12 protein-coding genes and 1 pseudogene are annotated in these 14,334 nt (G+C 72.2%); 7 read left to right on the top strand and 6 right to left on the bottom strand.

Annotated elements, in window-relative coordinates:
• Positions 1-234: 234 nt before the first annotated feature.
• The 5 genes from PINTE_RS16080 to PINTE_RS22835 all read left to right on the top strand — a co-directional run bounded on the left by PINTE_RS16080 (position 235) and on the right by PINTE_RS22835 (position 5,139).
• Positions 235-546: a hypothetical protein gene (locus tag PINTE_RS16080; protein ID WP_157087300.1), complete on the top strand. Its 312-nt coding sequence runs from the start codon at positions 235-237 to the stop codon at positions 544-546.
• On the top strand, positions 539-3,589 hold the full coding sequence (locus PINTE_RS25210) for an SLC13 family permease (RefSeq protein WP_169798552.1): 3,051 nt from the start codon (positions 539-541) through the stop codon (positions 3,587-3,589). The genes PINTE_RS16080 and PINTE_RS25210 overlap by 8 nt, the downstream gene beginning before the upstream one ends.
• Positions 3,590-3,651: 62 nt before the next feature.
• A complete protein-coding gene (locus tag PINTE_RS24795; RefSeq protein ID WP_281178917.1) occupies positions 3,652-4,215 on the top strand; it encodes a glycerate kinase in 564 nt (187 codons plus the stop codon).
• On the top strand, positions 4,110-4,862 hold the full coding sequence (locus PINTE_RS24800; RefSeq protein WP_281178918.1) for a glycerate kinase family protein: 753 nt from the start codon (positions 4,110-4,112) through the stop codon (positions 4,860-4,862). The genes PINTE_RS24795 and PINTE_RS24800 overlap by 106 nt, the downstream gene beginning before the upstream one ends.
• Before the next feature lie 115 nt (positions 4,863-4,977).
• The gene (locus PINTE_RS22835) at positions 4,978-5,139 is read left to right on the top strand and encodes a hypothetical protein (RefSeq protein ID WP_157087301.1); all 162 of its coding nucleotides are present in this window, start codon (positions 4,978-4,980) and stop codon (positions 5,137-5,139) included.
• Positions 5,140-5,168: 29 nt separating this feature from the next.
• On the opposite strand, the gene PINTE_RS16095 is transcribed toward PINTE_RS22835, so the two are convergent.
• The 5 genes and pseudogenes from PINTE_RS16095 to PINTE_RS16110 all read right to left on the bottom strand — a co-directional run bounded on the left by PINTE_RS16095 (position 5,169) and on the right by PINTE_RS16110 (position 9,975).
• The gene (locus PINTE_RS16095; RefSeq protein WP_068432824.1) at positions 5,169-6,503 is read right to left on the bottom strand and encodes an MFS transporter; all 1,335 of its coding nucleotides are present in this window, start codon (positions 6,501-6,503) and stop codon (positions 5,169-5,171) included.
• A gap of 58 nt (positions 6,504-6,561) precedes the next feature.
• Entirely contained in the window at positions 6,562-7,458 is an 897-nt protein-coding gene (locus tag PINTE_RS16100; RefSeq protein ID WP_068432825.1) for an AEC family transporter, read from the bottom strand.
• A gap of 9 nt (positions 7,459-7,467) precedes the next feature.
• Entirely contained in the window at positions 7,468-7,620 is a 153-nt protein-coding gene (locus tag PINTE_RS23325) for a hypothetical protein (protein ID WP_169798551.1), read from the bottom strand.
• A gap of 107 nt (positions 7,621-7,727) precedes the next feature.
• Positions 7,728-8,228, bottom strand: a pseudogene (locus PINTE_RS25120) (hypothetical protein); the annotation flags it as partial.
• Positions 8,229-8,325: 97 nt separating this feature from the next.
• Positions 8,326-9,975: an HNH endonuclease signature motif containing protein gene (locus tag PINTE_RS16110; protein WP_157087303.1), complete on the bottom strand. Its 1,650-nt coding sequence runs from the start codon at positions 9,973-9,975 to the stop codon at positions 8,326-8,328.
• Positions 9,976-10,259: 284 nt separating this feature from the next.
• Between PINTE_RS16110 and PINTE_RS22115 the strand changes: the two genes are divergently transcribed.
• Positions 10,260-12,524, top strand: a complete 2,265-nt coding sequence (locus PINTE_RS22115; protein ID WP_084343692.1) for an esterase-like activity of phytase family protein — start codon at positions 10,260-10,262, stop codon at positions 12,522-12,524.
• Positions 12,525-12,543: 19 nt separating this feature from the next.
• Here PINTE_RS22115 and PINTE_RS16120 read toward each other — a convergent pair whose 3' ends face one another.
• Positions 12,544-13,482, bottom strand: coding sequence for a hypothetical protein (locus PINTE_RS16120; protein ID WP_157087305.1), 939 nt, complete (start codon positions 13,480-13,482; stop codon positions 12,544-12,546).
• A gap of 109 nt (positions 13,483-13,591) precedes the next feature.
• On the opposite strand from PINTE_RS16120, the gene PINTE_RS16125 reads away from it, so the two are divergent.
• On the top strand, positions 13,592-14,334 hold a 743-nt coding region (locus PINTE_RS16125; RefSeq protein WP_245642994.1), incomplete at its 3' end, for a histidine kinase.

Consider the following 14,334-nt stretch of genomic DNA (forward strand, 5'->3'; position numbering starts at 1 on the left):
GGAGACGGTCGACCGCGTCGACGCCGCCCTCGCGCAGCCCGGCCTCCCGAGCGCGGTGCGCCGCGCCGTCGCCGACGGCCGCGCCGACCTGCAATCCGCTCTGAGTTCCCAAAGGCGTTGGGGTCCAAGAGAACCCATGGCGTAACGCGCGCGTATGTGTGCGGTTGACGACACGGTCTGCTCGACCGGCCGTTGCGGGATGACGGTGCGGGATCGACGCCTATCGTGGGCGTGGTGCGCTTCACCCGACGTCTCCTGGTGTTGCTCGGCCTCTTGACCCTGCCGGTGCTGCTCGCGCTGGCGAGCCAGTTTCTCGCCGAACGACCCGGCGCGCCGGAGCTGCCGAGCCGGGATCCGGTGCGCGTCGGGCCCACCAGCCCCGCGACACCGGCGAATCCCACGAGTCCCACGAGCGGCCCGACCGGCACGACCGGCCCGACGAGCCCGGGCGCCGGCGGCAATGGGTACGCACCCGAGGAGGACGTCGACGAGGACGGCATCGACGACGACATCGAGATCGTCGCGCCGGAGGGTCGTGATGACTGACTCCCGCCCCATCGGTTCGCGGGTGTCGGCCGGCTGGCGCATCGTCGGCTGGTTGCTGCTGACGGTTCTGCTGGGGCAGCTCGCGGTCATCACCACCGTGCACTCCACCCTGCACGCCGATGTCGCGCGGCAGGCCAACGAGGATGTCATCCAGGAGCTCGAGGAGTTCCGCGACCTGGCCAGCGACGGCCGCGATCCGGCGACCGCGCGTCCGTTCGAGGATCCTCGGCGCCTGGTGACGGTCTTTCTCGACCGGCAGCGCCCGAGCCCGGGCGAGCACCTCTTCGGCCAGTTCGACGACGGGCAGGTCATCGAGGCGTACGGCCCCGCAACGACGCAGGCCCGCGCCCTGGAGCTCAGCGCGGACCCGGCTGCGATGGCGCAGATCACCGTGGCGAACTCCGGTGTCATGCAGACCGCGCCCGGCGAGATGCGCTGGGGCCGCATCGACCTGCAGGACGCCCAGGGGCAACCGGCGGGTCGCTTCGTCATGGGCATCTTCGTCGCGGGTGCCGAGCAGGAGGCCAACCGCGTCGTGCTCCTGCTGACGGCGGTCTGTGCAGGCGTGCTGCTGTTCACGGCGTTCGTCAGTTGGCTCGTCGCCGGGCAGATCCTCAAGCCGGTGCGCACGATGCGCCGGACCGCGGAGACGATCTCCGCCTACGACCTGCAGCAGCGGCTGCCTGTCTCGGGCCGCGACGACATCGCCGCCCTCGGCCGCACGGTCAACACGCTGTTCGACCGGCTGCAGGGGGCGCTGGCCACCGAGCAACGCTTCGTCGACACCGCGGGCGCGGAGCTGCGTGACCCCGTGCGCCGCGGCACGGCCCGGCTGGCCGCCCTCGCGCGGGAGAATCCGGCCGCTGGTGCTCGGCTGCAGCCGATCCGGGACGATCTGGCGGGGATGGAGCGCACGATCACGGAGCTGACCTCGCTGGCCGCCACCCAGCGGGCCACGTTCGTCCAGCCCGTGCGCACCACCACCGGGGCGCTCGCCGAGCGGGTGCGCGGGTGGTTGCCCACGATCGCCGTCCGCGACTGGCGGGAGACCCGCGTCGACGAGCTGTCGTTGACCGCCGACCCGGACCGTCTCATGGAGGCCGTGCGGCACCTGGCCGAGAACGCCGCCGAGCACGGCTCGCCCGACGACCCCATCGACTGGTGGATCCACCGCGTCGAGGTCGCCGGCGATCCCCCACGTGGAGATCGCGGTGCGCGACCGCGGCCCCGGCATCACGCCCGAGGCGGCGCGGTCGGCCTTCGGTCGATTCACGGACTCCGGCCACGACCGAGACGACGGCGATGCCGCCGGCGAGTCCGAACGCGGCGCCGGGGTCGGCGATGGCCTGGGGCTGGCCGTCGTGCGGGCGATCGCGCAGGCCCACGGTGGGACCGCGTTCGTCGAGAGCGAGCCGGGGCGTGGAGCCACCTTCGGTCTGACGATCCCCACCGAGCACGTGCCGCCCGCGGCGGTGGCCGACCGCACCCCGGAACCGGTGTCGTGACCTCGCCGGATCCGGCGCCGACGACGTCGTACCGCACGCCGTCACCACGCCGGAGGGCACCGGAGCGCAGGGTCGCGCGCCGGCACTGGCTGAGGTCGGCCCGCCTCTGGTCCGGGCTCGGGGCCCTCGGGCTCATCGCGCTGGTCCTGCTCGCCGATCACGACGTCGTCACCTCCTCGGGGGAGACCGTGCACCTGGGTGTTCCCGGCCTCATCACGCTCGTCACGTTCGTCGCCGCCGTGTGGGCCTGGGCGTTCACGCCGCTGGACGACACCTTCGTCGCGCTGGTCGCCGGCACCGTGCTCGTGCTCGCGGGGGTGCTGGACAGCGACCGGCTCTTCGCCACCCTCGGCGACGACACGATCTGGCTGCTCGTCTCGGCGTTCGTCATCGCCGCCAGGGTCACGTCGTCGGGGCTGTCCGACCGAGCCGCGTGCTGGCTCGTGGCGGGCGCCACCGGCGTGCGCAGCCTCGTGCACCTCATCACCGCGGCGCTCGTCGTCACGACGTTCGCGGTGCCGGCCACCTCCGGCCGGGCCGCGCTGACGCTGCCGGTGTTCATCGCGATCGCGACCGTGCTGGCCGGCCGCGGCGAGGAGTACGGCCGGCTCATCCGCGCGTTGGCGCTGCTGTTCCCGACGGTCATCCTGCTCTCGGCCGTCGGTTCGCTGCTCGGTGCCGGCGCGCACCTGGTCACGTCCCAGGTCGTCCAGACCGCCACGGGGGAGGGGTTCAGCTTCGCGCAGTGGCTGCTGCTCGGCCTGCCGTTGGCCCTGGTCAGCAGCCACCTGGCCGCCGAGCTGGTGGTGGCGCTGTTCTTGCGGCGCGACGACCGGGACCGACCGATCGACCTGAGCGTCGAGGAGCTCTCGCGGGCCGCGCCCTACCCGGTGACCGGGCCGATGAGCATCTACGAATCCCGGGCGGCGCTCATCGTCGTGACCGTGGTCATCCTGTGGTGCACCGCCTCCCTGCACGGCGTGCACCCGGCGATCGTCGCGCTCATCGGGGCCCTCATCACGACGTCGCCCCGGTACGGCTCGACCCGGCTCAAGGACAACCTCAAGAAGGTGCCGTGGTCGCTGCTGTTGTTCCTCGCGGCGACGCTCGCGCTCGGCGACGCGCTGATGACCTCCGGCGCCGCGCAGTGGATGGCGACCACGCTGTTCGCCGGGATCGGTATCGACTCCTCGCTGCCGTTCATGATCGCCGTGGTCGTGGTCTCGACGCTGGCGCACCTCGTCATCCAGTCGCGCTCGGCGCGTTCGGCGGTGCTGGTGCCGATCGTCGTCGCGCTCGCGCCGACGATGGGGGTCTCGCCGGCCGCCGCGGCCTTCGCGTCGACGGCCGCCGCCGGCTTCTGCCACACGCTGCCGGCGTCAGCCAAACCGGTCGCCATGTTCTCGGCCGTCACCGACGTGCCGACGTACACGCCCGCCGACCTGCGCCGGCTCAGCCTTCTGCTCGCGCCGCTGACCGCGGCGCTCGTGCTGCTGTTCAGCTACACGGTGTGGCCGCTGCTCGGCCTGCCCTTGTGACGTGTGACCGCCGATGACCGCCCTGTCCACCGCCCTGTGATCCCGACGATTCGAGGTACGCCATGCCGGCCGTCGTCCCGCACCGATTTCTCATCGCGCCCAGCGGCTTCAAGGAGTCGCTGGATGCTGCGGAGGTCGCCGAGGCCATCGCTTGCGGGGTGCGTCGCGCGCTGCCGGGGGCCGTCACCGAACGGATCGCGATGGTCGACGGGGGAGAGGGCACCGCCGCCTCGCTCGCCGCGTCGACCGGAGGCCGGCTCGTGCCGGTGTCGGTGACCGGCCCGGTCGGGCAGCCCGTCGAGTCGCACATCGCGCTGCTCGGCGGTGCGGCGCGGGGCACGGCGGTCGTCGAGATGGCGGCGGCCGCGGGGCTACGCCTCGTGCCGCCGGACCTGCGCGACCCCGCCGCGACGACCACCTACGGGGTCGGCCAGCTCATCGCCGCGGCCCTCGACGAGGGAGCGACCCGGATCCTCGTGGGCTGCGGCGACTCGGGCGCACCTCCGACGGAGGAGCCGGTATGGTGCGGGCGCTCGGCGGGCGCATCCTCGACGCCGGTGGACACCCCGTCGGTGACGGCGGGTCGGAACTGGCCCGGGCCGCCTCCCTCGACCTGTCGGGGCTGAAGCCGCGGCTGGCGGACGTCGACCTGCAGGTGGCGTGCAACATGCACAACGTCCTCACCGGGCCCCGCGGCGTGGCCCGGGTGTTCGGGCCGCAGAAGGGCGCGACGCCGGAGCAGGTGGAGGTTCTCGACGAGGCCCTCACGCGGTGGGCCGCGCTGCTGCAGGTCACGTGCGCCGACCGGCTGGCGGCCCTGGGGCTCGACGTCGCGGCCGGGCCCGGCACGGGCGCCTCCGGGGGGCTGGGCGCCGCGCTCGCGGCCGTGTGCGGAGCCCGGTTGCGGCAGCGCTTCGACGTGCTGCTCGACGGCGACCTGTCCGGCATCGACCTCGACGCGGCGATCCGTCGCGCCGACGTCGTCATCACCGCCGAGGGCGCGGTCGACTTCCAGACGCCGCGCGGCAAGGTGCCGGCCGAGGTGGCGCGGCGCGCCGAGATCCACGGCAAGCCGTGCCTGGCGCTCGCGGGATCGATCGGACAGGGCGCGGCCGACGTGCACGACATCGGCATCGGCGCGGTCATCGGCATCATCCCGATCCCGATGGAGCTCAGCCAGGCCGTCGCCGAGGCGCAGACCCTTGTTGCCGACGCCGCCGAGCGGGCGACGCGGCTGCTCATCATGGGCGCGACCTTCGCGTCCGGTGAGTGAGCCGGGGCGTTCCGGTCGCGGCGGGAGCGGGCGCGTGTCACCCTGACCGACACCGCATTCCACGAGAATTCCACGGGATTGCCACGGGACCGGTGTTCTGCCTGAGGAGGCAACGATGAGTCAGTCGAATTCGGGTCGCCAGCCGGCCGACGAGCCGTACCCGACCCCCAGCGGACAGGCCGACGGCACGGGCGCCGAGGTCGAACCGGAGCTGAACGACACCTACGGGATGGCGGAGGTGCAGGAGGAGGACGAGTCCGACTCCGCCGACGAGTAACCCCCAGGAGTAGCGGACGAGCAGCGCGTTCAGCGTCGGTGCGCGTCGCGGAAGTGGCGGTAGCGGCGGGCGATGACGACGACGAGGGGCTCGATCTCGACGCCCTCCTCGCGGGTGATCTGGGCGCGCACCTGCCGGCGGGTGCGCGCGATCGCCAGCAGCCCGAGCGCCGCGATCGGCAGCTGGGTGGCCATGGCCCACCGGAAGCTCGTCAGGCCGTAGCCGCCGAGCAGGTCGAGCACGACGCCGGTGACGAAGATCGTGATGAGGGCGCCGGAGAACCCGCCGGTGTTGATGACGCCGGTGGCGGTGCCGAGCCGGTGCGCCGGCACGAACGTGCGGGCGAAGTCGAACCCGATCGCGGAGCCTGGTCCGCCGACCGCGACGCAGACCATGAGCAGCGCGAGCAGCGGCATCGGGGCGGCGCCGGGCCACAGCAGCACGAGCAGCCACGGCAGCATCGTCACGGCGACGACGGCCATCACCATGTCGCTGCGGCGGTACGGGTGCCGGCCGGTGAACACGCCGAGCGCGGGACCGGCTCCGAGGCTGGTCACGGCGAACAGCGTCATCATGGCGCTGGCCTGCGGGCCGGTCAGGGCCTCGCCGGCGGTGAGGTAGGGGTATCCCCACATCATCGCGAAGGCCATCGTCGAGAACGACGTCGTGAAGTGGGTCGCCATGCCGAGGCGGGTGGCGGGGTGCGCCCAGACGGCCTTGATGCGCTCGATGGTGGAGACCGTCTCCGTCTCGGTCGTCACGCGGCGGATCGAGCCGGAATCGGTGCGTTCGACGGGGCGGTTGCGGATGATGACGGCCGCGGCGAGGGCTCCGAGGAGGCTGACGAGGGAGGCCCCGAGGAACGCGGGAGTCCACCCGAAGGTGCCGAGAGCCCAGGCGAACGGCACGGCCGAGGCGATCTGGCCGAGTTGGCCGAGCATGGCGGTGACCTGGGTCATCAGCGGCGCCTGCCGGGGCGGAAACCAGTTGGGGATGATGCGCAGCACGCTGGCGAAGATCATCGCGTCGCCGGCGCCGACGATGATGCGGGCGACGATGCCGGAGGGAACCGACTCCGCGAAGGCCAGCGCGAACTGGCCGAGGAACATCAGCGCGCTGCCGACGACGAGCAGCAGGCGGCTGCCGAAGCGGTCGATGAGCACGCCGACGGGGATCTGCAGGCCGGCGTACACGAGCAGCTGCAGCACGACGAAGGTGCCGATGAGGCCCGCGGGGGCCGAGAAGTGCCGGGCGGCCTCGACTCCAGCGATGCCGAACGTGGTGCGCTGCATGACTGCGGCGATATACGTGAAGACCCCGGCCGCCCAGACGAACCACATGCGATGCGTAGCCACTTGCGACATTCTCTCAGCCGGGCCGATCGCGCCGACGGGCCGGTGTCCGAGCGGGCATCGGGGGTGCTTACAGCAGGGGCAGGAGGGTGACGACGCCGGCGATGAGGGGGATGGAGACGAAGGTCGAGAGCGCGACGGCGCTGGCGGCGGTGCTGGGGTCGTCGCTGAACTCGCGGGCCAGCATGTAGGCGTTGACGGCGGTGGGCATGACGCAGGCGAGCACGAGGCTCTGCAACGGGAGACCGTGCAGCCCCACCGCCAGCCCGGCGCCGTACGCGGCGAGCGGCACGACGACGGCGCGGAGTGCGACGGACAGGAGTACCGGCCGGGTGAGGTTGATGCGCTGCGACTGCCCGAGCTGCAGACCGAGGCACAGCAGCACGAGCGGGATCGCGCCGTCGGCGAGCAGCTGGATGCCGCTCATGAGGGCGGCGGGGGTCTGCAGGCCGGCGCCGCGGACGGTGAGTCCGATGACGAGCGCCCACATGACGGGCAGCAGGGCGACGCGGCGCAGCCCGGCGAGCACGCCGCCGGTGGCGCCGAGCAGGGCCGGTCCGATGGTGAACATCAGCAGCAGGGACGCCATGAAGATGACGAGCGCCTGGTCGAGGCCGGGCTGGCCGAGGGCGAGGAGCGCGATCGGCAGGCCGAAGTTGCCGTTGTTGCCGATGATCGTGCAGCCGACGACGACCCGCCGGGCGCGGCGGGCGAACAGCAGGCTCGCGCCGTAGGCGAGCGCGGCGGCCACGGCCATCGCGAGCAGGTAGGCGATCGTCAGGCGGGCGCCGTCGCGGGGCGAGACGTCGGTGGTGACGACGGTGACGTAGGCGAGCGCGGGCGTGAAGCCGTGCAGGCTGACCTTGTTGACGGAGTCGATGTCGATCGGGAAGGCCCGCGCGAGGACGACGCCGACGCTCGCGACGAGGACGACGGGGAAGATGACGTTGATGAGGGCCGCGAGCACGAGCGCAGCCTAGGGGAGCGCGGCGGCGGCGCTGCGGCGCCGGTGGTGTCGCCGGTCGGCGCGCCGTGACCGCAGCCAGAGTGCGAGGGCGGCGAGCTCGACGAGGAACAGCGCGAGCATCGCGGCCCCGTTGAGGACGGCGGCGTTGCCGAGCAGGTGCACGACGATCGGTACCCAGACGGTGCCGGTGAGGTAGCGGGTGACGTAGAAGAACGGGATGGAGAACAGCCCGGGAAGAGGCCGTTGACCACGTCGAACGCCGCGATGTGCCAGATCGTGAAGACAACGGTGCCGAGGAGGGTGGTGGCGACGGGGCCGACGCGGGCGTGCTCGCAGATGTGCACGAACAGCCCTCGCATGAGCACCTCCTCGACGACGGGCGGTTGCAGGGCGGCGAGGATGAGCACGGGGGTGGCCAGGTGCGCGGCGAGGCGTGCGGTGCCGTCGAGCAGGGTGAGCCCGGGGATGAGCACGGCGAGCAGGATCGCTGCGGTCCAAAGCCATTGGGTGCGGGTCTGCGGCGGTCTGAGCCCGGTAATCGCGCCCCACGTGTGGCGGGGCTCGCGGGTGAGCAGGCGCCACAGCAGCGGTACGAGCACCAGGTAGAGGACGATCCCGACGATGAGTCGCCAGATGCTCGCCTGCGGCCACCAGTCGTCGGCCTCGAACGTGTGCAGCGGCGAGAGCCAGCGGGCGATCGCGACGAGGGCGAACCACGACAGGCCGAGAGCGACCGCGAGCGCCACCAGCGCCCAACGGCGCCAGGGCATGACGGTGGTTGGCTGCTCGGTGGTTGGCTGCTCGGTGGCGGGCTGTTCGGTGGTGGGCTGCTCGGAGTCGGGCACGGCCCCACGGTATGGGCGTGCGTCAGCCGGCGCGTGGTCGGTTGCCGATGGGGGTTCCGTCGGCTCTGCTCCACTGGACCTGGCCGTCGACCACAACCCCGACGAATCCGTAGCGGTGGACGACCGTGTGGTGATGTCGGCAGAGCAGGGCGGTGTTGTGCCGGTCGGTGGGGCCGCCCATCAGCCAGCTCACTAAGTGGTGTCCGTCGCACCAGGCCGGTGGCATGGAGCAGCCGGGGAAAGTGCAGCCGCCGTCGCGCATCGCGAGGTACGTGGCCAGCGCGGGTGTGATCAGGCGTTTTCCGCGGCCGAGGTCGAGGGGTTCGGGCCCGGTGCCGAGGACTGCGGGGATGATCTGGGCGTCGCAGGACAGGACGCGGACCTGGCCGGGGGTCAGGGTGTGGCCGAAGGCGGTGGTGCCGCAGCCGTGGTTGTGGTCGGTAAGGAACCCGGTGCCGCCGGTGCGTTCGCGGTGTGTGCGCACGAGGTCGGCGAACACCCCGGGTAGGGCCTCGGATTCGAGCCCGGCGACCAGGTCGGCGAGCTTGATGGTGACGACGACTTTGGCTTTGGCGCCGGTGCCGGGGGTGTTCTTGTCCGGGACCGCGGCGTGCGCGGCCAGCGCGACGAGGGCGTCGGCGCGGCGCTCCCCGGCGGTGCGCAGGTCGGGCTCGGGCCGCCCCGCGGTTGCCGCGTCGATGCGATCGCCGTCGCCGTTCGCGGCAGCAGTACCTTGCGCCCCGCCAAAACCGTCAGCGTCGGCTGCGGTGTCTGCGGCGACTGCGGTGTCTGCGGTGGCGGCGGCGGAACTACGGCTCGGGGCCCCGGCGGTCGCGTCGCCGCTCTCGCTCCGGGAACCTCCCGCCGCGTCGACGGTCGCGTCGCCGGCAGGCTTGGTCGGTCGCGGCGCGCTCAGCGCGTTGATCGCGGCGATCACCACAGCCGCCGACGCCGGGTCGAGCCGGACCCGCCCTTCGTACATCCCGGTCCGCGTGTTGAGCGTCAGCTCGGTGAAGTCACGCCGGTCGTACCGGCGTTCGCGTTCCTCGTACTCGCCCTCGGTGCCGTACTGCCCGATCAGCTGCTCTTCCATCGCCGCCAGCTCACGCCGGTTCACCCCGTGCGCAGCCAACCCAATCAGCGCGTCCATCACGCCATCCCAGGACTTCACGGTGATCGACCCCTGCAACCGCCGATACGTGGCGGCGAGCAGATCGGCCGCCTCGACCGTCACCCGCCCGTCCAGCACGGCCTCCCGCAGCGGCGCCGCGTCCCGCCGATCACAGATCCGGGCCAGCGCCCCCAGCGCCCGGGCCCGATTGGGCGACACCGGCACCCCGGCCTCCACGTGCGACTGACTCACCCACGCCGGCACCCGCGGATGATCCGACTCCGCGATGACCCCGCGGTCCTCAGCCTCAAGAACGACCGCCGCCTGCGCGGCGCACGCCGCGGCCACGGCGCCGGCCGCCGCGGCAGCCAGCTCCGGCAACTCATCGGACCCCACCCGCGCCAACAGACCCGGCAACCCCGACAACATCGCTCGGGCCGCCTGAACCTGCCCCAGCAGCGCCTCCCCTACCGGCGCAGCCACCCCGCCTCCCGACACATCGACGTCACCGGCCGGTGCCGCAGCACCCTCGGTGACGTCAAAGCCAGAGGTCAAGTCCATGCACATAGGATATCGAACACATGTTTGTTAGGCCAGCTGTCCTAATCCCGAATTGAACTGCACAACAAGGGTATTCAGATCAGATCCGAAGTGATGTGAGATCGCTTGCGGCGGAACGGAATTCATAGCGCGATCTGGCGTGACATATGTCATAGCACTCGGAAGCAACCACGTCGTTTCGCCGGATATCACCATCCGTCCACTCGCTGTCAATGACGCGGGGTGTGAACTGTCCCAGGCACATTCGATGTCCTCATGCTGCCGAGGTCGCGACAGGAGTTCCCATGCGTCAGCACGCGTCAGCCGCCACTGCCCTGGCCCTCGCGGTCGTCGGGATGACACCGCTCGCCTCGGCGGCGACCGGTGCGAGCGAACCGGCGACCGACGCCGACCAGCGGCCCACGCTCTCGGCCCGCTCGGTCCTTCCGCCGGAGACGTACACCCCGGGCAGCGAGACGTCGGCGCACTTCCTGGAGCCCGCCGCCACCCAGGCCGTCAAGCCGCCGTTCAAGGGTCAGCCTGTGCAGGGCTTCTCGGCGACCCACCGTCTCGGCGACGGCTCGTATCTCGTGATGAGCGACAACGGCTTCGGCACGAAGGCCAACAGCCCGCACTACCGGCTGGCCGTGCACCGCATCCGCCCGGGCAAGGCCGCCGACGGCAAGCCGGGGGAGACGACGTACCTCAACACGGTCTTCACGCTCAGCGACCCGAATCGTCATGTCAGCTGGCCGATCTGGCGCGACGGAGGCTGTGCGGCGGCCACGAAGCTGCCCAGTGGCTACACCTGCCCGCGCGCCGACCGGCAGCTCACCGGGTGGGACTTCGACATCGAGTCGATGCAGGTCGCCCCGGACGGCACGTTCTGGTTCGGCGAGGAATTCGGGCCGTACCTGCTGCACACCGATCAGTTGGGCCGGCTGCTCGCGCCGCCGGTCCCGACTCCGGGCGTGCGTTCGCCCTCCAATCCCACCCTGGGCGGCAAGACCGCGAACCTGCCCGACTCCAAGGGCTTCGAGGGCATGGCGATCTCGCCCGACGGCCGCCGCCTGCACCCGATGCTCGAGGGCGCCACCGCGCAGGACAAGGCCGCCGGAAAGGCCCGCGACCTGCGCATCTACGACGTGCGGGTCGGACGCACGGCCCGCTTCAGCGGCGACTTCGTGCGCTACCGGATGGAGTCGCCCGACCACGCGATCGGTGACTACATCGCCGTCGACGAGCACCGGTATCTCGCCATCGAGCGCGACGCCAAGGAGGGGGCCGAGGCGGCGTTCAAGGGGATCTACCTCGTCGACACCGCGGGTGTGAAGTCGGGTGGCTACGTGCGCAAGACGCTGCTGGTCGACCTCATGAACGTCGCCGACCCGAAGGGCGTGGGCGGCATGGGCGAGAAGTTCACGTTCCCGTACTTCACGATCGAGGACGTCGAGATCGTCGACGACCGCACGATCGCCGTGATGAACGACAACAACTTCCCGGCCACCGGAGGCCGAGGCAAGGGTGTCGCGGACGTCAACGAGTACATCCAGATCTCGCTGCCGAAGCCGCTGGGTGTCGACAAGCGCCTGCTCGGCTCGTTCGTGCCCCATGGCCCGCAGAAGACACACAAGAGTGTGCCGATGTCGGTCATCGGTGACGTGCCCTACGGTGACGCGCAGGTGGCGGCCTTCCCGGGCTGGGTCGACGACATCAACGCGGCGAAGACGACCCTCAGCGTGCACGTCGGCGACATCAAGAACGGCTCGTCGCGCTGCGACGACTCCTACTTCGCGATGATCAAGACGCAGTTCGACCGGTTCCGAACGCCGCTGGTCTACACCCCCGGCGACAACGAATGGACCGACTGTCACCGCCCGAACAACGGCGCCTACGACCCGCTGGAGCGGCTCGCCGCGATCCGCAGAGTGTTCTTTGCGACGCCTGATGTGACGAACGGCAAACCGACCCCTATCGCGTCGCAGGCCGCGGCCGGCTTCCCCGAGAACGTCACCTGGCGCATCGGGCCCGACCGGCGCGGCGTGTCGATGGCCGCCGTGCACGTCGTCGGCAGCAACGACTCGCTGCTGCCGTGGACCGGTAAGTCCGGCCCGACCGCCGAGCAGGAGGCCGAGCAGAAGGCCCGCATGGCGAACGCGCTCACGGTCGTGCGCTCGACGTTCGCCGCGGCCCGCGACCGGCGCGACAAGGCGGTGGCGATCTACCTGCAGGCCGACATGTTCGACCCGACCTACGAGCCGGAGCCGGGCACCAGCCGGGCCTTCGTGCCGCTCATCCAGGCGCTCATCGACGAGTCGACACGGTTCCAGCGCGGCGGCGGCGAGGTCTACCTCATCGACGGCGACAGCCACGTGTTCAACGTCGGCCACCCGCTGGCGGCCGGCTCGCGGTGGCTGGAGTTCTACGGCGTCAAGGGCTCGTCCGACCTGACCCGCATCACCGTCGACGGCTCCGACAACAACACCAACTGGCTGCGGATCGACGTCAACCCCGGCGCGCGCGAGGGCGTGCTCTCCTGGCGGCAGGTGCCGTACAGCTCGGTGCCCTGACCGGGGTCCGAGCGCCATCTCAGCCGCGCGCCGCCAGCCGGCCGGCGAGCCGGACGAGGTGAAGGAGGACCGCGCTGCCGAGGAGAGCGCGGGCGGCCATGAGCCACGGCAACGCCGCGGGCACCGCGGTCTCGCCGACGAGGGGGTTCGGCACGAGGAACAGCACCGCGAAGAACAGGCCCCAAGCGGCGACGGCGCTGGCACCGGCGAACACGCCGACGACGGGGAGCCAGATCGGGCACCCGGCGGGGCGCCGCGCACCGAGCATGACGGAGCCGGTGAGTGCCGCAGCGGCGGCGACGACACCCATGATGGGGTGCGCCAGGGCGGCGGCTCGGGACGCGTTGACCACCGACTCCGTGAGGCAGACCGCGAGCAGCGCGGCCGACAGCACGGTGAGGAGCCGGGTACCCCGGTCGGTGCCGCCCGCCAGGGTTGCCAGCGGACGGTGCCAGCCGACGGCCCAGCGTCGCTTGACGTGGATCGCGAAGATCGCCAGGAGGGCCAACCCCAGCACGGCGAAGCCGGCGTAGACGACCGCGTACACCCAGCCGGCGATGAGGGGTTCGGCATCGGGCGCGCGGGGTGCCTCGGCGAGCCCGGTGAGCGCGAGCGCCGCCTCGATGGGCAGGAGCACGAGGATGCCGCCGAGCAGGCCGGTGCCGACGGCCATCGGCACGAGCACGAGCGGTGCGGGGATGCGCAGGCCGATCGGGCGCACGAGCGCCACCGCCAGCGCAGCGGCCACGAGCTCCATGACCAGGGTCAGCGTGTTGGCGACCTGCATCGTGCCGCTCCCGAGGGCGTCGGTACGAACGCCGACATCTGAGCCGGCCAGCCAGGCGATCTTCAGCGCCACGTACGGCACGCAGGCCGCGACGGCGACGGCCGCCAGTGCGGTGGGGAGGGCGGCGGAGTGGCCGCGGGTCACGGGTCGAACGGGGGTCTGCGTGTTCATGCGTCCAGGCTCGGCGCGGCGGGGGCTGCGGCGCCTCACCCGGGCGGGCACACCGGCTCCCTCGATCGGGGGAGGAACGTTGTCGGTGCCGCGTGTCACGCTGGACGGCGTGAGGGTGCGGGCAGCGCGCGGCGAGGCGCCGGCGATCGGGCGGTGGGCCGCGGTGGCGCACGCGTTCGTGGCGATCGCGCTGGCCCTGCCGGTGGCCGTGGCCGCGGTCATCCTCGCCTGGGCGTTCGTGGAACCCGGTCAGACCGTGGCCAATCGGTGGCTGCTGGCGCTGCTGGGGGCGGCGTTCGCGGCCGTCGTCGGGTGGGCCGCGATGCTGCCGCAGGTCCGTTCGCTGGAGGTGTCGGCGGCCCGCACGCTCCTTGGGGCCGCGCTGCCGGACGTGCCCGATCCCCGCTCCTGGGGTTCGCGGCGACGCGGGGCGCTGTGGCTGCTCACTCTCGTGGTGACAGGGCTCGTGCTGACGGTGGCGCTGCTGTATCTGGTGCCGCTCGGAGTCGGTCTGCTCGCCCACCCGCTGACCGGGCAGCCGGAGCTGCGCTGGCCCGGCGGGGGCGCCCGGGTGCGCGTCGGCACGGGCTGGCGCGCCTGGTGGCTGCTGCTGCCCGGGGTGCTGGCGCTCGCGGGTGCCGTGGGCGCCGTGCTGGGCGCGGGGCTACTGCTGCGGCGCTGGGCGCCCCGGATGCTCGGCCCGACGCTCCTCGAACGCGTCGCCGCGGCGGCGGAGCGGGAGCGCGAGCTGGCCCGGCGCAACGAGCTGGCGCGCGAGGTGCACGACGGCGTCGGGCACGCGCTCACCGCGATGACCCTGCAGGTGAGCGCCGCGCGGGCCACGCTGCGCCG

Origin of the sequence: Piscicoccus intestinalis NBRC 104926 (assembly GCF_001515525.1) — a bacterium.
GTDB lineage: Bacteria > Actinomycetota > Actinomycetes > Actinomycetales > Dermatophilaceae > Kineosphaera > Kineosphaera intestinalis.

Excerpts from the sequence above, each read along its gene's own strand:
- PINTE_RS25210 (WP_169798552.1), top strand. The coding sequence starts at position 539 with ATGACTGACTCCCGCCCCATCGGTTCGCGGGTGTCGGCCGGCTGGCGC.
- PINTE_RS24795 (WP_281178917.1), top strand. The coding sequence starts at position 3,652 with ATGCCGGCCGTCGTCCCGCACCGATTTCTCATCGCGCCCAGCGGCTTC.
- PINTE_RS24800 (WP_281178918.1), top strand. The coding sequence starts at position 4,110 with ATGGTGCGGGCGCTCGGCGGGCGCATCCTCGACGCCGGTGGACACCCC.
- PINTE_RS22835 (WP_157087301.1), top strand. The coding sequence starts at position 4,978 with ATGAGTCAGTCGAATTCGGGTCGCCAGCCGGCCGACGAGCCGTACCCG.
- PINTE_RS16095 (WP_068432824.1), bottom strand. The coding sequence starts at position 6,503 with ATGTCGCAAGTGGCTACGCATCGCATGTGGTTCGTCTGGGCGGCCGGG.
- PINTE_RS16110 (WP_157087303.1), bottom strand. The coding sequence starts at position 9,975 with ATGGACTTGACCTCTGGCTTTGACGTCACCGAGGGTGCTGCGGCACCG.
- PINTE_RS22115 (WP_084343692.1), top strand. The coding sequence starts at position 10,260 with ATGCGTCAGCACGCGTCAGCCGCCACTGCCCTGGCCCTCGCGGTCGTC.
- PINTE_RS16120 (WP_157087305.1), bottom strand. The coding sequence starts at position 13,482 with ATGAACACGCAGACCCCCGTTCGACCCGTGACCCGCGGCCACTCCGCC.